At 38.4% G+C, this 20,508-nt stretch carries 20 protein-coding genes and 2 pseudogenes; 14 read left to right on the forward strand and 8 right to left on the reverse strand.

Annotated features, from left to right (window positions below):
- Positions 1 to 128 precede the first annotated feature (128 nt).
- Positions 129 to 2,060: a hypothetical protein gene (locus Q5794_RS05430; protein ID WP_214985161.1), complete on the forward strand. Its 1,932-nt coding sequence runs from the start codon at positions 129 to 131 to the stop codon at positions 2,058 to 2,060.
- 68 nt (positions 2,061 to 2,128) lie between these two features.
- Here the strand turns inward: Q5794_RS05430 and Q5794_RS05435 are convergent, their stop codons facing one another.
- Together Q5794_RS05435 and Q5794_RS05440 are read right to left on the reverse strand one after the other, a co-directional pair.
- Positions 2,129 to 3,193 (reverse strand): peptidoglycan-binding protein, encoded by a 1,065-nt coding sequence (locus Q5794_RS05435; RefSeq protein ID WP_374988784.1) that lies wholly within the window; start codon positions 3,191 to 3,193, stop codon positions 2,129 to 2,131.
- 567 nt (positions 3,194 to 3,760) lie between these two features.
- On the reverse strand, positions 3,761 to 4,435 hold the full coding sequence (locus tag Q5794_RS05440; protein ID WP_374988785.1) for a class I SAM-dependent methyltransferase: 675 nt from the start codon (positions 4,433 to 4,435) through the stop codon (positions 3,761 to 3,763).
- 131 nt (positions 4,436 to 4,566) lie between these two features.
- Between Q5794_RS05440 and Q5794_RS05445 the strand changes: the two genes are divergently transcribed.
- Genes Q5794_RS05445 through Q5794_RS05455 form a run of 3 tightly spaced genes read left to right on the forward strand, consistent with a single transcriptional unit; the run spans position 4,567 to position 5,823 of the window.
- A complete protein-coding gene (locus tag Q5794_RS05445) occupies positions 4,567 to 4,794 on the forward strand; it encodes a LysR family transcriptional regulator (RefSeq protein WP_374988786.1) in 228 nt (75 codons plus the stop codon).
- A complete protein-coding gene (locus Q5794_RS05450) occupies positions 4,760 to 5,437 on the forward strand; it encodes a substrate-binding domain-containing protein (protein WP_374988787.1) in 678 nt (225 codons plus the stop codon). Before Q5794_RS05445 ends, Q5794_RS05450 begins: the two co-directional genes overlap by 35 nt.
- A 32-nt stretch (positions 5,438 to 5,469) precedes the next feature.
- On the forward strand, positions 5,470 to 5,823 hold the full coding sequence (locus Q5794_RS05455) for a DUF4181 domain-containing protein (protein ID WP_374988788.1): 354 nt from the start codon (positions 5,470 to 5,472) through the stop codon (positions 5,821 to 5,823).
- Here the strand turns inward: Q5794_RS05455 and Q5794_RS05460 are convergent.
- From Q5794_RS05460 to Q5794_RS05475, 4 genes and pseudogenes are all read right to left on the reverse strand, one after another.
- Positions 5,803 to 6,032: pseudogene (locus Q5794_RS05460) on the reverse strand (hypothetical protein). The gene Q5794_RS05455 and the pseudogene Q5794_RS05460 overlap by 21 nt on opposite strands.
- A gap of 125 nt (positions 6,033 to 6,157) precedes the next feature.
- The gene (locus tag Q5794_RS05465; RefSeq protein ID WP_057239041.1) at positions 6,158 to 7,090 is read right to left on the reverse strand and encodes an aldo/keto reductase; all 933 of its coding nucleotides are present in this window, start codon (positions 7,088 to 7,090) and stop codon (positions 6,158 to 6,160) included.
- 184 nt (positions 7,091 to 7,274) lie between these two features.
- The gene (locus Q5794_RS05470) at positions 7,275 to 7,988 is read right to left on the reverse strand and encodes a suppressor of fused domain protein (protein ID WP_308345815.1); all 714 of its coding nucleotides are present in this window, start codon (positions 7,986 to 7,988) and stop codon (positions 7,275 to 7,277) included.
- A gap of 148 nt (positions 7,989 to 8,136) precedes the next feature.
- Positions 8,137 to 8,847, reverse strand: a complete 711-nt coding sequence (locus Q5794_RS05475) for a M50 family metallopeptidase (RefSeq protein ID WP_214985209.1) — start codon at positions 8,845 to 8,847, stop codon at positions 8,137 to 8,139.
- 203 nt (positions 8,848 to 9,050) lie between these two features.
- Between Q5794_RS05475 and Q5794_RS05480 the strand changes: the two genes are divergently transcribed.
- The 8 genes and pseudogenes from Q5794_RS05480 to Q5794_RS05515 all read left to right on the forward strand — a co-directional run bounded on the left by Q5794_RS05480 (position 9,051) and on the right by Q5794_RS05515 (position 17,010).
- Positions 9,051 to 10,250, forward strand: a complete 1,200-nt coding sequence (locus tag Q5794_RS05480; RefSeq protein WP_374988789.1) for an amidase — start codon at positions 9,051 to 9,053, stop codon at positions 10,248 to 10,250.
- Complete coding sequence (locus tag Q5794_RS05485) at positions 10,247 to 11,131, forward strand: fumarylacetoacetate hydrolase family protein (RefSeq protein ID WP_164797255.1); 885 nt, start codon at positions 10,247 to 10,249, stop codon at positions 11,129 to 11,131. The genes Q5794_RS05480 and Q5794_RS05485 overlap by 4 nt, the downstream gene beginning before the upstream one ends.
- 325 nt (positions 11,132 to 11,456) lie before the next feature.
- Positions 11,457 to 12,437, forward strand: a complete 981-nt coding sequence (galE, locus tag Q5794_RS05490; RefSeq protein WP_374988790.1) for a UDP-glucose 4-epimerase GalE — start codon at positions 11,457 to 11,459, stop codon at positions 12,435 to 12,437.
- Positions 12,438 to 12,666: 229 nt separating this feature from the next.
- Entirely contained in the window at positions 12,667 to 12,849 is a 183-nt protein-coding gene (locus Q5794_RS05495) for a DUF3973 domain-containing protein (protein WP_192996810.1), read from the forward strand.
- 205 nt (positions 12,850 to 13,054) lie between these two features.
- On the forward strand, positions 13,055 to 13,444 hold the full coding sequence (locus tag Q5794_RS05500) for a PepSY domain-containing protein (RefSeq protein WP_192996811.1): 390 nt from the start codon (positions 13,055 to 13,057) through the stop codon (positions 13,442 to 13,444).
- 174 nt (positions 13,445 to 13,618) lie between these two features.
- Positions 13,619 to 13,803 (forward strand): annotated as a pseudogene (locus Q5794_RS05505) (hypothetical protein).
- A gap of 240 nt (positions 13,804 to 14,043) precedes the next feature.
- Positions 14,044 to 14,817, forward strand: coding sequence for an EAL domain-containing protein (locus tag Q5794_RS05510; protein WP_374988791.1), 774 nt, complete (start codon positions 14,044 to 14,046; stop codon positions 14,815 to 14,817).
- 219 nt (positions 14,818 to 15,036) lie between these two features.
- Positions 15,037 to 17,010, forward strand: a complete 1,974-nt coding sequence (locus Q5794_RS05515) for a PAS domain S-box protein (RefSeq protein ID WP_374988792.1) — start codon at positions 15,037 to 15,039, stop codon at positions 17,008 to 17,010.
- A gap of 23 nt (positions 17,011 to 17,033) precedes the next feature.
- Here Q5794_RS05515 and Q5794_RS05520 read toward each other — a convergent pair whose 3' ends face one another.
- On the reverse strand, positions 17,034 to 17,348 hold the full coding sequence (locus tag Q5794_RS05520; RefSeq protein WP_057239017.1) for a helix-turn-helix domain-containing protein: 315 nt from the start codon (positions 17,346 to 17,348) through the stop codon (positions 17,034 to 17,036).
- Between the two features lie 289 nt (positions 17,349 to 17,637).
- On the opposite strand from Q5794_RS05520, the gene Q5794_RS05525 reads away from it, so the two are divergent.
- Together Q5794_RS05525 and gdh are read left to right on the forward strand one after the other, a co-directional pair.
- A complete protein-coding gene (locus Q5794_RS05525; protein WP_374988793.1) occupies positions 17,638 to 18,489 on the forward strand; it encodes a RhaT/GlcU family sugar-proton symporter in 852 nt (283 codons plus the stop codon).
- A gap of 62 nt (positions 18,490 to 18,551) precedes the next feature.
- Positions 18,552 to 19,337, forward strand: a complete 786-nt coding sequence (gene gdh / locus Q5794_RS05530; RefSeq protein WP_025749618.1) for a glucose 1-dehydrogenase — start codon at positions 18,552 to 18,554, stop codon at positions 19,335 to 19,337.
- A gap of 194 nt (positions 19,338 to 19,531) precedes the next feature.
- Here the strand turns inward: gdh and Q5794_RS05535 are convergent, their stop codons facing one another.
- Positions 19,532 to 20,494 (reverse strand): bile acid:sodium symporter family protein, encoded by a 963-nt coding sequence (locus Q5794_RS05535; RefSeq protein WP_374988794.1) that lies wholly within the window; start codon positions 20,492 to 20,494, stop codon positions 19,532 to 19,534.
- Positions 20,495 to 20,508: the final 14 nt, after the last annotated feature.

A 20,508-nucleotide genomic window follows, 5' to 3' on the forward strand; every position in this document is an offset into this window, starting at 1 on the left:
CACCTCAATTAATTACTTCGATAAATGAAGGAAAAATCCTTCTAAAAAGAGGAAAATCATAGACATATCCCCCCTTTAAAAGCCATACATTTCAAATAGGACAATGTTAGAGAAAGAAGGGGAACTGAATGAAAGTTTTTCGTGCAAAAGCCTGTCAATCTCCTATGCGAAAAGGCTGGTCAATTATGTTTCAGCATCCGTTTAAAAAAGATGAAAGAGGAAGATCGCACCCGTTTGTTAAGCGGTTTATGTATACAGAGCAACACGATGAAATTGACATTCTGGTTGAAGAGATGAATGAACTGCTGAGAGTGCAGGATTTTTGGACAAGTACTGCAAAAGGAAGAGCAAAAGCAAGATATGATGAACGAGTAGTGAATGCTTTTTATAACGATATTGAAAAAAGGACGAGCGAACAAATTGACAGCGAGTATGAGTACGTTCATGTAATCGGAGAACAAGGAAGCGGCAAAACATCCTTAATCCGCCAGCTTCTTGGTATAAAAAAGGAATGTGGCTTTCTAGGAATAGGCAGTAAAGGCGCTTATTCTGCTACGTATAAGGTAAAGGATTCCCAACACTATGAAGCTGCTGTCTCTTTTTTTACGCGAAGTGAAGTGCAAAGGAAATTGGAGAATATCCTACTAAGAAGCGCTGAAGTGTATGCTGAAGGAGGCACGGATTATGACTTGGTCTTTGAGTTGTTACACGGAGATTCCTCTTTTAATCTGCGCGCTCTTTTGGGAGATATCCCATACAAAGCCCGTTATTTTAATGACGATGTTCCTTTAAGAATGAGCGACGAAAATAGTTCATTCAAACAATTTGTAGATGCAATTAAACGAGAAAGTGAAATAGTAAAAGACGCTGTTGATCAAGAAGGAAGAGATTTTGCAGAGGTATGGCACAAGCGGCTTGAATGTAGGGAAATCACTGAGCAAATGCTTCTGGCAATTGAATCCCGATTGAAAGAATACAAGGAAGGAACATGGGAAATAGGAGAAGACGACTGGCCAATATCCTGCCGTCATACAGCAAAAGAGCTGTCTTCCTTTGGTTCTCTAACAAATGAAGAAGAAGAAAATAACGGACGTCTTATTTATCCATTGTTTCGTAGAATTGAAGTTTGCGGCCCTTTTTCTTTTAAAAAAGGGGTAGCGATTTGCGAGCATCCGTGTTTTGAATATACGAGTACCATTCACGATTCTTTTAAAAAAGCAGCTTCTATTTTATACGTACATCATGGGCTTAAAGAATTAGATATTCAATTTCTTCAACAGCTCATCGTACATGGTCACGGTGCTAAGGTAAACGTTTGTGTTACACACGGAGATTTGCTTACCTCTCCAAGTTGCCGTACGAATTATGCTAAAAAACATGCCATGGCTAAAATGATAGATTATGCGCTTAAAAGCGTTTCACCTCTTATGAAAAAGCAGCTTCACTACTATTTAACAGTAGGGAATACGTCTATTTTAGAATGTGTACACGAGGAATTCAAAGAGAGTCATCTTCTGTATAAAGACTTAAAGGCAGCTTTAGTATCAGAAACGAGAAAAAAGCAGCAAGAGCTGCATCCTATTTATTTAAACTTGACTGTCTCTCAGGCTTTTTATGAAGCGATGGAGTCGCTGAACATTCCTTATATGGATGGAGAAACATGTTTGAACATTTCCTTAGGAGAGCATGAGGGGCCGGTGCCAGTCATTGCGTCCGCTTTTATTTCATCTGTCTACGAGCATTTTCTAAGCCAGCCGTCTGGGTGGTCAAGTACCTATCATTCGGTCACCGACCGACAGCAGGTTATTCAAGAATTGGCAGGTGAGTTTGCAACCGTCGTTTATTCCTATTTCAACGAACAGTTGCTTGAAAAATCCCGGAATGACTGGCTAGCTCTTTATAAACAAAAAGAAGACGATCAAGCCTACAAATATAGCAGACTGATAGAAAACGTAATTCCTGCCAAAAATGATATCTATCAGCAGCAAATTCTTATGAGAACGGTTTATCAGCTGATTAAGTATGTCGTAGAAAAGAAAGACGGCGTAATGGTTCATTAAGGGGTCAAGGCGCGATGTAAAAAAAGAGGTTTATCAATAAAAAAAACAGAGCCTGAAATCAGGCTCTATTAGCGTTTGGAAATAGCAGTTAAAGTATTAGGTCCGGCAATGCCGTCAACTGCTAGCTTATTGTCTTTTTGAAAATTACGTACAGCAGCTTCTGTATTGGCACCGAAGATACCGTCCGTACCTTTTGTATTATAGCCAATCGCTGTTAATTTCTTTTGAAGAGCTTGAACATTGCTGCCTTTGCTTCCCTTTTTAAGCGTTTGTTTTGTGTTAATTGTTGTATCTGCTGGTGGATTTGTTGGCTTTGGATTTGTTGGGTTTGTTGGTGTCATCGGGTTCGGGTTCGTTCCTAAACTTCCTAAAGCTTTATATGTTGATGGGCCAACAATGCCGTCAGCTGTTAAGCCGTGGTCTTTTTGGAACTTACGAACAGCTGAATCTGTATTGGCACCGAACACACCGTCCGTACCTTTTGTATTATAGCCAAGTGAAGTTAGTTTCTGCTGAAGTTCTTTAACTGCATTTCCTTTACTGCCTTTCTTTAAAACAGTTCCTGTAGAAGGAGCTGGAGTAGAACCTGAGTTTCCAGAAACGTTGTACCCGTTTGCTGCTGCAATGTCATTAAATGATTTAGAAGAAGTTGTAATCACAACTGGCGTACCGACGGTCACTTTACTAAATAACCATGCTACTTCTTCATCGTACATACGAACGCATCCGCTGCTTACATATTTGCCGATGGAAGCAGGATTATTATTTCCATGAATAGCATACGTCGTGCCGTATGTACCTCTCGCATTTAGACCTAGCCAGCGATTGCCAAGGGGATTTCTAGGATCTCCACCAGGAATGTTCCCTGAGTAATAAGGGCGATTGACAATTTTATTCACTACTTTGAAATGGCCTTCTGGTGTAAGAGACTGCGTGCGTCCTGTTGCTACTGAAAACGTTCGGACAAGTGAACCATTTTGGTAATAAGCGAGTTTATTCGTCGCTTTGTTAATGATAATTAAATGAGATGGTGTTGAAGCAGCTTCTGTTTTTGGAACTCCTACAAACAAGCAGGCTAGAGCTAAAATAGCCGCTATGAGTACGATTGCTGTTCTTGATATTCTATTTGCCATGTGCTGCGCCTCCTTAGGCTGCATTAATGAAAAACGTATGATGCTTCGGGCGATGCTATAAATTCTTCACTAATAAAATAAAAGACGAATAGCTGCATTTTCTATACCTGTATGTATGAGCTTAATAAGGAAATCATTAAGTAGAAAGACTTTACTAGCGGGAATTTATAATAATAAGAATAACTAAGCTTTTCTTGATGCTTTGTACAACTTTCGGAATATAAGTTTACTAATCTAGCGGATTCACATTTACATAAGCACCACATCCTTTCCAGTTCTTCATTTTCGTGTAAAGAAATGAAAGCGTTATACAGATTGTTTTGTAATCATATTGTAACATATTTGTATTTTTTGTACCATAAAAAGACATAAAATAGTATAAAAATACTTTATATGGGTTTTATGTACAAAAAATTCAAAAGTTTAGAGAACGAAGCTATTATTAGATATACGAAACTGGAAAAGAAGTATGCGTAGTTTTGTGGAAATAGATAAATATTCTTATTCGAATATAGGGAGGGAAAGAGTAAAAAAACTACTTGCAAAGAGCAAGTAGTTTTTAAACCGTTATTTTTGAGCATACATCACAACAAAATTAAAAAATTTATAGATGCAATCCACCGTGCTGAACCCGCTTGCTGTTAACCAATTTAACTGATCGTGCAAAGTTGCCATTTTATCTAACTTCGTACGTTCATGAGCAGCCTCAATTTGCTCATGAGTTAATCCGCTTGCGGCAATTCTTTCGCTCCAGTCTTTTTTATATAACTCTTCAATAATAGAAGAATGGCCTAATACTTGATCAGCATTAATAAATATTCCTCCTGTATGCAGCAAATCATAAATTTGTTCATACAGCTTTTGTTTTTGTTCGTCTTCTAAATGATGGATAGCAAGTGAAGAAATCACAATGTCAAATGAGTGCTCAAATTTGTAGCTTGTTATATCTGATACGATAAATTCTATATGCTGTTCATTTTTAAAGCGCTCCTTTGCTTTTTCAAGCATTTGATCTGAGACGTCAATCAACGTGAAATGCGCATCTGGGTACTTTTCTTTAACAAAAGAAGAAAACAAGCCTGTACCTGCTCCAATATCAAGTATGCGAATCGGCTTTTTTGAAAAGTGAAGAAGCGAAACGGGAATAGAATAAAAATCAAAAAAGCAAGGAATGAGTTTGCGGCGCTGCTCATCATACTGAGAAGCATGAGCATTAAATTTTTCTTTAACGTTATTTTTCATTTTTACAGCTCCTTTATTTGGTAATATTGAGATACATATATCGTATAGAAGTTTGATAGAAAAGAAAATAAACAAAAATAAGCAGTATTGATTCCAGTTTGTTATGAATAGAAAGAGAGGGAGAGAAGAAAATGGAGATCAAATGGTTAAAAACATTCATCATAGCGGCTTCTTATGAAAATTTCAGACAAGCTTCTGAAGATTTATTTTTAACGCAGCCTGCTGTATCCAAGCATATTCAGCGACTGCAGCAAGAATTAGGAGATGAGCTTTTTGAAAAAAAAGGTAAATACATCGCGCTGACTGAGGCAGGACGCTTTTTTTTTGCCTCATGCTCAAAAAATGGTGAGGGCATATGAGGAAGGAGTAGGGAATTTTAAATTATGGAAGCAAGGATATAACCGAAAACTGACTATATCCGCTGCTCCTCAAATAGCAGCATCTGTTTTGCCTAGTTTAATCAAACAATTTGTAGAGAAATATCGCCATATTGAAGTCACGGTTAATATCACAAATTCGTTTCAAGTGGGAAAAGACATCAGCGACAGAAAATCAGATATTGGATTAACAAGGATGCTTCCGGGTCAGGCAGATGTTTTTTATGAGTTAATTCATAAAGAAAAAGCAGTCTTAGTCGCCCCGTTTTCTGCAGGGGCACGTACGGAACAGGAGCTGTTATCTTCCTACCGGCTGCTTACGAATAATCATCCTGTTTATTGGGAAGATTTACTCCTTCAAATCAAGGCTTGTTATCCTCACATTCAGCTGCTTCCTGTGACGCAAGTAGAAATTACAAAGCGCTTTATTGAAGAAGGTTTAGGCGTATCTTATTTGCCATTTTCTATGGTGAAAAAGGAAGTTGAAAATCAAACGTTAAGCGTAATTTCACAGCAAAAAATTATCCGGCCTTCTTCACATACGTATATCGTAACAAAAGGTGAAACAGAAGAAATAAAGCAGTTTAAGCACTTTGTAGCTGAGACCTTAACAGAAACGAGCTGAAATGATACCATAAAAAGGAAGGGGAGATGACGATGTATATATTGATCATGCTAGTAGTAGCAGCAGTCTTAGTAGATTTTATTTTAAGAAAAGTGCTTGATATACCTCGCAGCAAATTTTGGGGCAAATATGAGTATGAAAGTCTAGCTTTAGGACGATGGGATAAATATGTGACGATAGCCTTTGTTCTTTTTCTGGTACTCGATATGATCTTTATGTTTGTCGAACCTTATATCGTATCTTTCCTATTCTTAGTCATGAATATTTTGTTGAAAAGTATAGATGAATGGAAATATAAACAAGAAACAAAAGAATACGTAACAAGCTTTGTACAGATGGGATTCTTCTTTACGGCTTTTGTTCTATTAGCCAGCGGAACTGTATAGGAAAAAGAGGTGAGACATAACTACATTAATCCAATCTAAAAACGAACAAATTGGATACCTGAGCTGAAACGCTTGTGACACTGCAGTTGATTTCCGTGCAAGACTTTGCTTTCCGCGGGCGGCTGGTGAGCCTCCTCGTCGCTTACGCTCCTGTGGGGTCTCACCTATTCCGCTTTCCCGCAGGAGTCTTCGTCTTGCCCTCCAATCAACTGCTAGAAGCAGCTAAACATATGAAGCCTACGTTCACCATAACAATAAAAAAACCGAACAATCAATCGTTTCGATTGATTGTTCGGATTTCCCTTCAGCTATTTTGTCCGAGCCTCTTTTTATATTATTTAAAAATATGATCAATGTCTTTAATTTCCGAAGAAGTGAGCTGAACATCTAATGTTTTTAAGTTATCAAGTACTTGATCAGCGCGTTTTGCCCCTGGAATTAATACATCAATTGAATCGCGCGTTAAGTACCAAGCCAGAACAAGATGAGCTACTTCTACGCCTTTTGCGCTAGAGATTTGACGAAGACGCTCTACTTTTTCTAGATTTTGCTGAAATGCTTCCCCGATAAAATGAGGCATATCTTCGCGCAAGTCATTAAACTTTGTATTTTTATCGTATTTCCCAGCAAGTAAACCAGCAGCTAGCGGGAAGTACGGAATAAATGAAATGCGGTTTGCAGCCGTATAAGGTAAAATATCGTTTTCTGCTTCTCGCTGAATTAAGTTATATTGCCCTTGTACCACGTCTACATAACCATCTTTATTTGCTTCTTTTAACTGATCTAATGTGAAGTTTGATACGCCAATAGAACGGATCTTACCTTCATCTTTTAATTCTTTTAACGCACCGACGGCTTCGTCTTTTGGTGTGTTTTTATCTGGAAAGTGAATATAATATAAATCGATATAATCTGTTTGAAGGCGTTTTAAGCTATCTTCAACCGACTGTTTTAAAAACGCAGGAGAATTGTCTAGCAGTACCTCATCTCCAACAATTTTATGTGCTCCTTTTGTGGCAATAACCGCTTCTTCACGATTTCCACGTTCTTTTAGCACTTCACCAATTAGTTCTTCAGAACGTTTTGGGCCATAAATGAACGCTGTGTCAAGGAGGTTTATGCCATTATCTAGCGCCTTATGAACAAGGTCTTTGCCGACTTCTTCGTTTAGGTTAGGATATAAGTTATGTCCTCCTACAGCGTTTGTTCCAAGTCCAATAGGATTAACATATAATTCGGATTTTCCAATCTGTACTTTTTCTGCCATGTCTAACGTCCATCTCCTTTTTTATATCTTCTTTTTTACTATAGCAAAATATACCATGAATCAAAAATAGTACGCTCATATGAAAAGCAACTTTAAAAAAGTATGTGAACTTGAGTTACATCTAAATAAGGAGTATATTCTACAGGGCTCTATTTCAATAGCAGAAATAAAAAAAGAACCTCTTTTAAATAAGAGATTCTCTTTTAGTCATGGTAATATGATAACTTTTTGACAGCTGAAATGTTTCAGCAAGCTGCCTGCGTCCTTGCGCTCCTTGTTCGCGTACATACTCTAATTCGTTTGGTGTAAGAAGCTTCATGCTAATCAGTTTAATAGATTCGTAAGGTAAAGAGAGGCTAGCTGAAACAGAAGGAGACTGAACGCCTAGCAATACACCAATTTCTCCATTTTTATTTACAAAATGAGACGGTACGTCCAAATCAGTAAATTCAATTGAAAGAATATCGTGCTTCATGAATAGTTCTAGCATATTAGGATGAGCGGCAGCATTTTGACTCATTTGATAAAGAAGGTCAAATGCCCAGTGATCCTGGATATCCGATAAAGGGCCGCGCAGAGATTCATCATCGCATTCGATATAGAATTCTAATCCTTTTCCTTGCTTTCGGCTCTTTTCTTCGGGGGATTGAAACGGATCGGACAAGCCGTCGCTGGCGAGAATAACCGTCTCTGTTTTTTGAACACGAATAAATGTTTGACGTCCAGATGGCCAAGCAGGCCCGCCAAAAAACATGGGATTTAACAAATGAGTTAATACGTCTCCGTCTACATGTCCAATTGTGTTCCAGTAGTCTTTTCTTTTTGAGATTGATTCCTCAAGAACACGCTCTACTTCTTTTTCCTGCTTCTTCTGCTTCCACTTTAAAAATAATGACAAGTATCCCACACCTCTTTACGACTTCATAGTACCCAATATATACCTCATTAAGGGAACTCGTAAACCATTATTTAGTGCATGAAAGTAAATTATTCCTTTAAATTATAAAATTCCCAAAAATCTCTTGGGAAATTATAGAATTTTGTCTTTAATAAATCAGTTGAAAAATTAAATAAGCCACATACACGGCCTGTAAGAAAAATAAAAAACCCCAAAAGCGTGCTGAAAGATGGGTAAGCTGCTTTAAACTCGTAGCGTCACCTGCATCGTGTGGATATTTGATGCTTAACACAAAAATAATAAAGGCAGAAAATAGAGATTCTACAAGTAAGAGTGCACCAACAAACATCATGCTGTAGCGCGTAAGCTGTGGATCTTGTAAATAATAAATACCTCCGAGGATCAAACCGATAGAAAAAAGCCACACAATTCCGTATCCGTTACGTACCCAAAGCAATAAATTAATAACAACAACACTTCCTAACCCGTAAAAAAGCCAGTCGTAGTGATGGTGAACGAGCAGGTAGAAAAACAAATAAGCCATTGCTGAGCTGAACGGGTAGCCGGCTAAAGCAATAATGACGCGCGGCAGCCATCCACGGGATCCCGCGTAGGTGGCAGTTACAGCTACGCCTTCATTATTGGTATAAAGCTCAATGCGATTGACGCCTTTTCCGACAATAAGCCCCATTAACGCGTGGCCATCTTCATGAAACATCGTATTTAAATTTGAAAAATAGCGTCCAATATGCCGAAGCAGCTGATTAATGCTAGGAGCAAATGAACCTATAAAGGGAATGCCTCTTGTTAGCACAAAAGCTAATAAAATAAATAAGAAAAGCGTAGTAGATTGTTCCATCGCGATAGTCCTTTTCGTAAAATGATATGTTTCTACTTTACTCCCAAACGTGCTAAAAGGGAAATGAAAAGGCTAGTTTTTCTGGGAAAAGAGAAGCTGGAAGATTTACATAATATTAATGTTAACAGACCTGACACATTCATTGACCAGCTTATTCCAAATTTTATATTCTAAACAGATATAAGAAATGAGGAGATGGTTGAATGAAAGATACGTGGAACGCATTTGTAGACAGTGACCTTTACGTAGCTCCAACGGGGACGGGAATGTTAAATAACTTGAGTTTTGCGTTAAAAGACGTATTTGATGTACAAGGACATATATCAAGTGCAGGAAATCCAGATTGGCTCGCCACGCATCAGCCTGCAAGTGAACATGCAGACGTAGTAACTGCTCTTTTAAAAGAAGGAGCTGCACTAAAGGGAGTAACCCATACCGACGAGCTTATGTACGGACTTAATGGAGAAAACGCGCATTACGGAACACCGGTAAATCCAAAAAGCGCAGATCGAATTCCGGGAGGTTCTTCAAGCGGATCAGCGGTTGCTGTCGCAGCGGGAATAACTGATTTTGCGATTGGAACAGATACGGGAGGATCGGTTCGAATTCCTTCAAGCTACTGCGGTATTTTCGGGTATCGTCCTTCTCACGGACGCATTTCTACAAACGGTCTGATTCCACTTGCTCCAAGCTTTGATACAGTTGGTGTAATGGCTAGAGACGGCCATACTCTGCAAAAAGCAGGAGCAGTTTTGTTGAATTCAACGTCGCGTGCTAGTGGATTTACACGGCTGTATGTACCAACAGATGTGATGGAACTTGTGGATGAACAAAGCATGCGAGCTCTTGCGCCGTCTATCAACCACGTAATGGAGTCTTTTTCTACTATAGAAGAGATAGCGATTGCTCCTCAGGGTTTTTCTACATATATGGAAACCTTCCGTTTGCTGCAAGGAAAAGAAATCTGGCAAACGCACGGAGAGTGGATTCAAAAAGAAAATCCAACGTTTGGAGAAGACATCGGAATCCGCTTTCAATGGGCCAGCACTCTTACATTATTAAATATGAATTATATAGAAGAAAAGCGTCGTGAACTTCGCTATTTTATGTACTCACAGCTTGGAGAAGAAGGAATATTAGTACTTCCTACAGCTCCAGGACCCGCGCCTGTAAAAGATGCAAAAGGACCGGAGTTAGAAAACAGAAGATTGCGAACACTTCAAATGACGTGTATTGCCGGCCTAAGCGGTCTTCCCCAAGTTACGATACCTGCAGGAGAACTAGACGGTTTGCCAGTCGGTTTATCTTTTATTGCAGGATACAACCAAGATGAAAAATTATTAAATTGGGTAAAAGAAAACAGCGGTCGTATCATTCGAGCATCGGTAAGGAGCGTATCATGAAGTTAGTAAATATAATAGAGCAAGGGAAAGAACAAGCAGCTATTTTAGACAATGACAGCATTCTGCTTATAGAAGATATCAATACTAAATATTTAACAAACTGGTCTACAACAATTTGGGATCTTATTCAATATAAAGAACTTCGCCACCTTGAAACATGGTACGCCCATAATAAATTTGGTATGAACAGCTCTTTTCCCGTACTGCACTTGCAGGGCAGAAAAACAGCTCCTATCATTAGTAATCCGTCGAAATTATTAGGCATTGGGTTTAATTATGCGGCTTCTGAAGAAAAACTAAAAGACTACGACCGTGCCATTGATCCAGTTAGTTTTTTAAAACCCGCAACCGCCATTATTGGACCAGACGACAGCATTCGTATTCCAAAGCAGTCCTACAAAACAACGGCTGAAGCGGAACTAGCGGTGGTAATCGGCGAAACGTGTAAGGATATAGAGCCAGATGAAGCCATAAACGTAATTGCCGGTTATACGTCAGCAATTGACGTAACCGCAGCTGATATTCATGCGGCGAATCATCGCTACTTAATGCGAGCGAAAAGCTTTGATACATTTTGCAGTATAGGCTCAGAATTTATCACAAAAGAAAGTATATCAAACGTGAAATCACTTCAAGTGCGCACATTGCTAAACGGAAACGTACAGCATGAAAATACAGTGTCTAATATGATTTACGACATCGCATACTGTGTTTCATTTTTCTCAAAAGTCATGACGCTGCATCCAGGTGATATCATCCTCACCGGAACGCCGGGACCGGCTGTTATTGAAGACGGAGACTGTATTGAATGTCATATTGAAGGGATGCTTCCATTAAAAAATAAAGTAAAAGATATGAAGAAAGTGCCTCAGCAAATATAAAAAAAGAGGCTGTGACAAAAGTATGTTATTTGCAGTAATATCCAAACTGTTAATCCAAATTATTAATTAATAGTTTGGATTTTTTCACTGTCATGGTGAAAGGAGATTTCAACTGCTTAGTTGCTTCTAGCGGTTGATTTAGTTATGTCTTAATTGCTTTTTAACGGAAATGAATATCCTCACACTCAGTTCATAATTAGTAGATATACTAATTAAAAGACAGCATTTGCGTTATCATATACTGAAAAATGAAATATTTACAAATAGAAAAGAAACGGGTACGATATCTGTAGCGACACTTAATAAAAAGGAGCTGACTGACAGTATGATTTTAGTCATCGGAGGAGCAGGCTATATCGGAAGCCACCTAGTAAAAGAATTAGTGAAAACAAATGAAGTTGTGGTACTTGATAATCTATCAACGGGTCATCGCTGGGCAATCGATGAGAAAGCGGTATTCGTAGAAGGAAATCTAGGTAATGAGAAAGATTTAGAAAGCGTATTCACGAATCATAAAATTGATGCTGTCATGCATTTTGCTGCTAATAGTTTAGTAGGGGAGTCAGTAACAGATCCTCTTAAATATTATCAAAACAACGTAGCTGCGACGTTAACCCTTTTACAAACGATGATGAAGCACAATGTGAAAAAGTTTATTTTTTCATCTACTGCTGCTACATATGGGATTCCTTCTGTAGATATCATTACAGAAGATACGACAACAAACCCAATTAATCCGTACGGACGTTCAAAGTTAATGATTGAACAGATTTTAGCTGACTTTGCAAGTGCTTACGATATGGAATATGTGGTGCTTCGTTACTTCAACGCAGCGGGTGCTTACGAAACAGCAGAAATTGGCGAGTGTCATGATCCTGAAACGCACTTAATTCCAATCATTCTTCAGCACCTGCTTGGTGAACGTGAAAACATTTCTGTATTCGGCTCAGACTACGATACTGCAGACGGAACGTGCATCCGTGACTACATTCACGTAACGGACTTAGCAAATGCTCATATTTCAGCGCTTCAAGCCCTGTTAGACGGCACGAAGAAAACAGCAACGTACAATCTTGGAAACGGCCTTGGCTACTCTGTAAAAGAAGTGATCGAAACGTGTGAAAAAGTAACGGGTAAAAAAGCGAATGGCGTTATGGCAGACCGTCGCGCTGGAGATCCGGCACGCCTAGTTGCATCTTCTGATAAAATTCACGCAGAATTAGGCTGGAAAGCGCAAATTTCATTAGAAAAAATCATCGCATCAGCTTGGAACTGGCATCAAAACAGCGCAAAAGTAACAAATTAATAAAAAAGCCTCTTTTTTCTTTGAAAGAGGCTTTTTTGTTACGATTAAACTGATTTATGTTCTAAATAATCATTTTGAAAAGCCAGCGGTTTAGCCCATGGACAAGCCTTCTCCTTTTCGGACATTTTCCCTAAACAAGCACGACTTTTGTTCTTTTCCATATGATGTAGGTAAATATACCATTCACAACTATCCCCGTTTATAAAATAGTCCGCAAGGAGGTTATGATATGTATTACTGTGTAAGATGCTCCAAATTTCATGACGAACAGGAAAAAGAAAACATCTTTCAAAATGGTTTTTACATTGATCCCTATTTGCTTCAAAAAGTTCATCTGGGCATGTGCGGGCACAAATCCCCGTCAATCAAACAAATGAGAGCCGTAGAACGATTCGAAACGAAAAAGATGTAGAATTCACATTCACCAATAAGAAGCTAGATCTAATCAGGTCTAGTTTTTTCAGTGAATAACAGCTTTCTTCAGCTATCTTTCATGTAATATTAAGAGAAATTTAAGACAAGCCCGCTATACTAGTTAGTAGACGTATACATAGGATATGGTACGTTAAGAAATTGAAACAGCAGTCCGTTTTATAAACTAGAAAGGATGGCGTCAAATGATTTCTGAAAAACGATCTCTTTTGTTGAAAGAACAAGCAAAGCTTCTCGCATTAAAAGAATATAAAGGCATTGTCAAATCCATATCGCTGAGTAAAATACTCACTCTTCCTATTTATATAGTAGACATCCTTACGTTAAACGGAGAAGAGCACAAAGTAAAAATTAACGCCCAAACCGGCAATATTTTGAAAGAAAAAACGATTCCTTTAACTAAAAGCCGTGCAAAAGCATACGCGTTAAGACAGCATAAAGGCATTATCGAATCGGTTGTTCTTGCTAACAAACAATACGAAATTGTGATTCTTGGACTTGATGGAAAAACCCACAGCGTGAAGATTGACGCTGAAATGGATGTGCTAGCACAAGAAGAGAGAAACATTCAATAAGTGGCCTATATTATGTAATCAACCTCACTTTTTTGAAAGTGGGGTTTTCTTTATTTGGAGAAACGATTAATAAAAGTAACAATGATAAAAAAAGAAGTGATTGTTTCGTTAATAGAAAGGGTAACTGATAGTAAAAATAAACGTAGATTTTATGTATATAGGTGCTTCTAGCGGTTGATTGGAGGGCAAGGCGAAGACTCCTGCGGGAAAAGCGGAAGGGGTGAGACCCCGCACCGCAGGAGCGTAAGCGACGAGGAGGCTCAGCGGCCGCCCGCGGAAAGCGAAGCCATGCACGGAAATCAACCGCGGTGTCACAAGCAATCTATACTAGTTCCTTTATCCAATTTTTTCGTCTTTAGATGGGATTGATTTTGCTCTTTTTTTGAAAATCCTTTACAGCCTATCTATCAAAAGCATAAAAGTCTCTAAAACACTTCTTTGTTGCTATCATAAGCCCCCAGCAAGTCTCAAAACACCTAAATCACCTAATGGAATATCTTACTTTTAATGGACAATTATCTGTTTTTAGGATATATTTTTATAAGTTTAGGTTATGGAAGAAATAGTATATTGAAAACGAAAGGTGATTAAACGAAAGAATGGATGCTCATGTTTTAAAGGAACTGACGTATGAAGACTTTCAGTTTGTATATCAGCCCATTTATGCGTTGAATTCGTGGGAGACGCTAGGTTTTGAGGCTTTGCTGCGCACGGCTTTCGCAAAAGGGCAAATTGAAGAGTTATTTTCACTGGCAAGACGCCATAATTATTTGTACAAGCTTGATACGATGGCAATTGAAGGAGCGATCAAGCACTTTCCGTTTGATGTGTTGAAATCAGAGGATGTATTTATCAATGTGTTTCCATCTACTCTTCTCCATCCGCATTTTCAACTGTTTTTAACGTATCTGTTGAACACCTATAAAAATGCGAAGCATCGCATTGTATGGGAGTTAAATGAAACGCCTCATGAAAAGATTTTATGGGAATCGCCTGCTCTTTTTGCCCGAGTAATGAGTTTGAAAGAGGCAGGATTCAAAATTGCGATTGATGATTTTGGAGCAGGAACCGCAGCGATGAGACAAGTGAGCATGTACGAACCTCACTATATGAAGCTGGATCGAAGCTATGCTGAAGGGCTAGCCGACTGCAAGCAAAAGAAAGATCTGATTGATTTGCTTGTTAACTATTATCCGCATACGAATCTCATTTTAGAAGGCGTGGAACGAGATAAAGATTTAGCCGCAGCGATTTCGTTAAACCTACATGCTGCTCAGGGCTATTTGCTGGGCATGCCGCAGTCAATCTCTTCCTACTTAACTTATAATAAGTACCGTAGTTTATTCAGGCGAGAAAGGCTGCTGCACTCTTAAACCATTCATTTCACTAAATAAGTGATCTATCGCAGTATAAAAGTAGGTAGTTATATCTATACACAATATAGACGTCTTGAATTTTTATAAAATTATGTGATTTTATGCCGTTGTTAAATATTTCAAGTAATGAAGGGAACGTGCTTGTTTGGGATAGTGAGTTACATATGAAAACAAGACGTTTAGTGAAATTCCAAAGGCAGATGGAGGATATTTAGTATGTATAGTGAAGGGGTATTCCAATTTTATTTTATGAATATGCCGCAGCCTGTTATTTTAATCCAGCAAGAAAGACATCAGCTATATTATAAAGAATGTAACAAAGCAGCTCAGCAATTCTTTGACAAAATGGAAGACAAGATAATCAATAAAGAAGAAAATCTGCTTTTTTACACACTTTGTGAAAAAGCTATTGCCACGAAAGAACCGATTCAATATCAATACATACAGCTTTTTCAGCCCGACCGGCATGCATATGAAGTAACATTTACCCCTCTTTTTAATCAAGCGACAACCCCTTCACATGTCCTTGTCATGGCTCAAGAAATTCATTATAAAAAAACACAAGAAGAGAGCACACGTTTACTGGATGCGTTTCTAGAAAACACGGTAGGCGCCATTCTAATTGCTGATTGTGATGAGAAGGTCTTAACAGTCAATGGTGCATTTGAAAAGTTATTTCAGTGGAGAAAAGAAGAAGTTATAGGAAAAAGCTGTCAAGAGATGAACATCGTGTCAAAGAAAGAAGAAAAAGAAAACCTTAAATTGATAGAAGAATTAAAAAATGGTAAGACGCTGCCTCCTTATGAAACAGTCAGGTACACAAAAAGCGGCGAAAGCGTGTGTGTATCTGTCAGCTGTTCGCCGATTTATGACTATCAAAATCAACTGGTCGCTTATTCAGTGATTTACCGAGATATCACAGCTATTAAAAGATTAGAATTGGAGCTCATAAAAAGCAGACAGTGGTACAAATCGTTATTTACAAACTACCACCACGCGGTTTGTATGCTGAATTTGGACGGTACGATTTTAAATATCAACAGCGCATTCTTAGAAACGCTGCAGCTTTCTGCAAGCGATGTGCTGCATCAAAATTACCGAGATATTGCTAAAAGACTGGGAGCCTGTAATTACAAACGCTGGAATGTATATGAAGAAATCAGCCATAGCACCGAGTTAACGTTCCATAGAAATCAAGATTCCACACAGCACGTGTATATTACCACCATTCCTGTTAAAGTAAATAATCAAACGGTTGGCGCCTATGCCATCTTACACGATATTACCCCTCAAAAAGAAGCAGAAGAACAGCTGGCTTATACGCTGAAAGAACTTGAAAATATAAAATATGCGCTTGATGAATCAGCTAGCGTTATGATTATAAATGCAAGTGGAACTATTACCTATGTAAATGATATGTATGTACAGTATTCAGGTTATAAAAAAGAAGATTTATTAGGGAAGTATTATCGAGATGCAGGGCTTCATCATGATCATGCTGAGCTGCTTGAAACAATAAAAAGCGGAAAAGTATGGCGAGGACAGCTTGAGATGGGAACGAAGCATCATCGGTCATACTGGGTATCAAAAACCATTGTGCCGTTAAAAGATATAGACGGAAATATTACTCATTATGTATCCATTCATAATGATATTACTGAACAAAAAGCGCTAGAAAATAAACTTCATTTTGAAGCAACTCACGATAGTTTAACAGGTCTTCCCAACCGGGCGATGTTATTAAAAGAGTTAAACAAAGTAATTGAAAAAGGGCAGCGAAAAAGCGATGAGTTTTTTGCGCTTTTGTTTCTCGACTGTGATAATTTTAAGCAGATTAACGATGAATATGGCCATCATATAGGCGACGAATTTCTAAAAGCATACACGAAGAGATTAAAAAGTTGTGTACGGAAAGGCGATCGCATTTATCGTTTGGGCGGAGACGAGTTTATCATTATTTTAAACGTAACAAATGGACTGGAAATTGAACGAATTGCTAGGCGGATTCATGTATCTCTTCAGCAAAGCTGGAATGTACGGGGCTATTGTTTGCGTACCACAACTACCATCGGCGTGTCTATTTATCCAGAGGACGGGGCATCGGCTGCTTTATTATTAAAAAATGCAGATGATGCGTTATACAAAGGGAAAAGAGAAGGGAAAAATAATTATATCCTCTATCAAACGTAAAAAAAGCCTCACTGGAGGCTTTTTTATTTTATCCATGTTTTTGCCCACTTACTGACGGGCCCTAAGATCATACCAAGCTCTGATCCTTTCTTGGTTAAGATATATTCAATGCGAACGGGACGTTCAGGAATAACGTGCCGGATCACAATTCCTTCTTCTTCCAGCTCTTTCATTCGTTCGGTTAACATTCGTTTACTTAAAGAAGGAATGCTGCTGTGAATTTCACTAAATCGTTTAGGTCCGCTCATAAGGACATAAATAATCAACCCATTCCATCTTTTTCCTATTATATCGAATGTTTTCCAAACTTTTGGACATAAATCATCAAAATCATTCATTGATGTCACCTGCTTTATTGTATATAGGATATTAAAAGTAACCACTGTAATGTTATTATATACTAGCATTTGGATAATGAAAAGGCTATCTTTTTTTATTTTCAAAACTTTCAGTAGCTTGGAAACGCTGTATTGTAAAGTTTTTAAAAAAAGTCACAAAATCGACATATTATTATTGACGTATCAAGAAAAAAGGTCTAAGATTGGTTACATAAAGTTACCTAGTTAAATAAAAGGTACTTTAAATTTACAATTACATCAAGAGTTTGAGAAAGAAGGTTAGTATCAAATGGATATCCTTTTGGCTATTCTTCCTGCGATTTTTTGGGGAAGTATTGTCCTGTTCAACGTTAAATTGGGCGGAGGTCCTTACAGTCAAACGCTTGGGACTACAATTGGTGCGCTGATCTTTTCAGCCGTTATTTACTTCGTAGTTCATCCCGTATTGACGCCGCTTATTTTTATTGTCGGAATCGTTTCAGGATTATTTTGGGCAGTTGGGCAAAGTAATCAGTTGAAAACGATTGATTATATTGGTGTTTCAAAAACCATGCCAATTTCAACTGGTATGCAACTTGTGACGACATCATTGTTTGGTGTTATCGTATTTCACGAGTGGTCAACAACCACAACCGTTATTTTAGGCGTGTTAGCTCTTATCTTTATTGTTATCGGTATTGTGTTAACATCACTAGAAAGCGAAAAAAATGCAGAGCAATCTGGACAATTCAAAAAAGGGATTATTACCCTTATTATTTCAACAATTGGATACTTAGTGTATGTAGTTGTCGCTCGTTTATTTAATGTAGACGGATGGTCGGCGCTATTCCCACAAGCTATTGGTATGTTAATTGGGGGACTTATACTTACTTATAAACACAAACCGTTTAATAAATACGCAATTCGCAACATTATTCCAGGGCTGATTTGGGCAGCTGGTAATATGTTCTTATTTATTTCTCAACCTAAAGTAGGGGTTGCAACAAGCTTCTCATTATCACAAATGGGAATTGTTATTTCAACGCTTGGCGGTATCTTCTTATTAGGAGAAAAGAAAACGAAGCGTCAGCTTATTTCGATTACGATTGGTATTGTGCTCATCATTTTAGGTGGCGTATTCCTCGGAATGGTTAAAAGTTAACGTTTACGTAAAAGTTAATGATAGTATGTATGAATAAATGAAAACACTAGGAGGATTTTATTATGTATACAGATTTAAAAGATAAAGTAGTTGTAATTACAGGTGGATCAACAGGTTTAGGACGTGCAATGGCTGTTCGTTTCGGTCAAGAAGAAGCAAAAGTTGTTATTAACTATTACAACAATGAAGAAGAAGCTTTAGATGCGAAAAAAGAAGTAGAAGAAGCAGGCGGCCAAGCAATCATCGTTCAAGGCGATGTAACAAAAGAAGAAGACGTTGTAAATCTTGTTCAAACAGCTATTAAAGAATTTGGTACATTAGACGTAATGATTAACAACGCTGGTGTTGAAAACCCAGTTCCTTCTCATGAGCTATCTCTAGATAACTGGAACAAAGTTATTGATACAAACTTAACAGGTGCATTCTTAGGAAGCCGTGAAGCAATTAAATACTTCGTTGAAAACGACATTAAAGGAAATGTTATCAACATGTCTAGCGTTCACGAAATGATTCCTTGGCCATTATTTGTTCACTACGCAGCAAGTAAAGGCGGTATGAAACTAATGACGGAAACATTGGCTCTTGAATATGCGCCAAAAGGTATCCGCGTAAATAATATTGGACCAGGTGCGATGAACACACCAATTAACGCAGAGAAATTTGCAGATCCAGAACAACGTGCAGACGTAGAAAGCATGATTCCAATGGGTTACATCGGTAAACCAGAAGAAGTAGCAGCAGTTGCAGCATTCTTAGCTTCATCACAAGCAAGCTATGTAACAGGTATTACATTATTTGCAGATGGCGGTATGACGAAATACCCTTCTTTCCAAGCAGGAAGAGGCTAATAGTTTTTAATCGATGTAGAAAAAAGAGACATGGCAAAAAGCGCCATGTCTCTTTTTTTCTATACCTAGGCGAATGACACCCCCCTTTCGGGGTTGGTGGCATTCGCCTAGGTAAAAGCTTTTAAGATCTTTTTAAGACCTTTGGGAGAAGAGTCCAGGGAGTTTTTTATGGCTCCCTTATAAGTTTTATTGTATTAGCCAGCCATTTTTTTGTTAGAAGAGGGCTGGTTTTTGTCTTTTAGTTTGCTGAAGATAAAGGCTAGCACTGAGCCTGAGATGTTGTGCCAGACGCTGAAGATGGCGCTTGGGACAGCGGCTAGCGGCGAAAAGTGAGTGGAAGCAATAGTTACGCCGAGCCCTGAGTTTTGCATGCCAACTTCCATTGCCACTGCTTTTTGTTTGGCTAGATCCATTCCGCATAAGCGGGCAAAGAAAAAGCCGATTGTGAAACCAAGAATGTTGTGAAGAACAACTACGGCAAAAATGATACCGCCTGTTTTAGCAAGCTGTGCTTGGCTTCCTGCCACAACGGCAGATACGATCAAGACAATCGCGACTACTGAAACAAGGGGAAGAGCTTTGGAACTTGCTTCTGCAGCTTTTCCAAAAAACTTTTTGATTGTAAATCCAAGGGCAAGCGGAATGATGACAACTTGTATAATGGAAACAATAAGAGACATGATATCAATATCGACCCACTTGCTTGCAAATAATAAAATGAGAAGCGGTGTAACAATCGGTGCTAAAATGGTTGAAACAGAAGCGATAGCAACTGCGAGCGCAACGTTTCCTCGAGCCAAAAAGACCATTACGTTTGATGATGTGCCACTTGGACAGCAGCCTACTAAAATAACGCCCACTGCTATTTCTTTTGGTAAATCTAAGCCAATCGCCAAACCGAATGCAAGAAGCGGCATAATGATAAAATGTCCCACCACGCCTAGTGCTACTTCTTTCGGTCTTCGAAATACCTCACTGAAATCAGACGCTGACAGCGTTAATCCCATTCCAAACATGACAATTCCTAAAAGTGGAACAATGTACTTACCAATCCATACAAAGTGCTCTGGGAATGAGTAGGCAATAACGGAAATTAAAATAACCCAAAGCGTAAATGTTTTTCCTGCAAATGTACTGATTTTCTCTATTGTTTTCATCTGTACGATACCTC

Source organism: Priestia megaterium, from assembly GCF_041941685.1.
Taxonomy (GTDB): domain Bacteria; phylum Bacillota; class Bacilli; order Bacillales; family Bacillaceae_H; genus Priestia; species Priestia megaterium_C.

What these genes read in the sequence shown, in the direction of transcription:
- Q5794_RS05525 (WP_374988793.1), top strand. Translation starts at nt 17,638, where the DNA reads ATGGATATCCTTTTGGCTATTCTTCCTGCGATTTTTTGGGGAAGTATT.
- gdh (WP_025749618.1), top strand. Translation starts at nt 18,552, where the DNA reads ATGTATACAGATTTAAAAGATAAAGTAGTTGTAATTACAGGTGGATCA.
- Q5794_RS05535 (WP_374988794.1), bottom strand. Translation starts at nt 20,494, where the DNA reads ATGAAAACAATAGAGAAAATCAGTACATTTGCAGGAAAAACATTTACG.
- Q5794_RS05430 (WP_214985161.1), top strand. Translation starts at nt 129, where the DNA reads ATGAAAGTTTTTCGTGCAAAAGCCTGTCAATCTCCTATGCGAAAAGGC.
- Q5794_RS05495 (WP_192996810.1), top strand. Translation starts at nt 12,667, where the DNA reads ATGTATTACTGTGTAAGATGCTCCAAATTTCATGACGAACAGGAAAAA.
- Q5794_RS05500 (WP_192996811.1), top strand. Translation starts at nt 13,055, where the DNA reads ATGATTTCTGAAAAACGATCTCTTTTGTTGAAAGAACAAGCAAAGCTT.
- Q5794_RS05445 (WP_374988786.1), top strand. Translation starts at nt 4,567, where the DNA reads ATGGAGATCAAATGGTTAAAAACATTCATCATAGCGGCTTCTTATGAA.
- Q5794_RS05480 (WP_374988789.1), top strand. Translation starts at nt 9,051, where the DNA reads ATGAAAGATACGTGGAACGCATTTGTAGACAGTGACCTTTACGTAGCT.
- Q5794_RS05465 (WP_057239041.1), bottom strand. Translation starts at nt 7,090, where the DNA reads ATGGCAGAAAAAGTACAGATTGGAAAATCCGAATTATATGTTAATCCT.
- galE (WP_374988790.1), top strand. Translation starts at nt 11,457, where the DNA reads ATGATTTTAGTCATCGGAGGAGCAGGCTATATCGGAAGCCACCTAGTA.
- Q5794_RS05515 (WP_374988792.1), top strand. Translation starts at nt 15,037, where the DNA reads ATGTATAGTGAAGGGGTATTCCAATTTTATTTTATGAATATGCCGCAG.
- Q5794_RS05485 (WP_164797255.1), top strand. Translation starts at nt 10,247, where the DNA reads ATGAAGTTAGTAAATATAATAGAGCAAGGGAAAGAACAAGCAGCTATT.
- Q5794_RS05510 (WP_374988791.1), top strand. Translation starts at nt 14,044, where the DNA reads ATGGATGCTCATGTTTTAAAGGAACTGACGTATGAAGACTTTCAGTTT.
- Q5794_RS05475 (WP_214985209.1), bottom strand. Translation starts at nt 8,847, where the DNA reads ATGGAACAATCTACTACGCTTTTCTTATTTATTTTATTAGCTTTTGTG.
- Q5794_RS05440 (WP_374988785.1), bottom strand. Translation starts at nt 4,435, where the DNA reads ATGAAAAATAACGTTAAAGAAAAATTTAATGCTCATGCTTCTCAGTAT.
- Q5794_RS05520 (WP_057239017.1), bottom strand. Translation starts at nt 17,348, where the DNA reads ATGAATGATTTTGATGATTTATGTCCAAAAGTTTGGAAAACATTCGAT.
- Q5794_RS05455 (WP_374988788.1), top strand. Translation starts at nt 5,470, where the DNA reads ATGTATATATTGATCATGCTAGTAGTAGCAGCAGTCTTAGTAGATTTT.
- Q5794_RS05435 (WP_374988784.1), bottom strand. Translation starts at nt 3,193, where the DNA reads ATGGCAAATAGAATATCAAGAACAGCAATCGTACTCATAGCGGCTATT.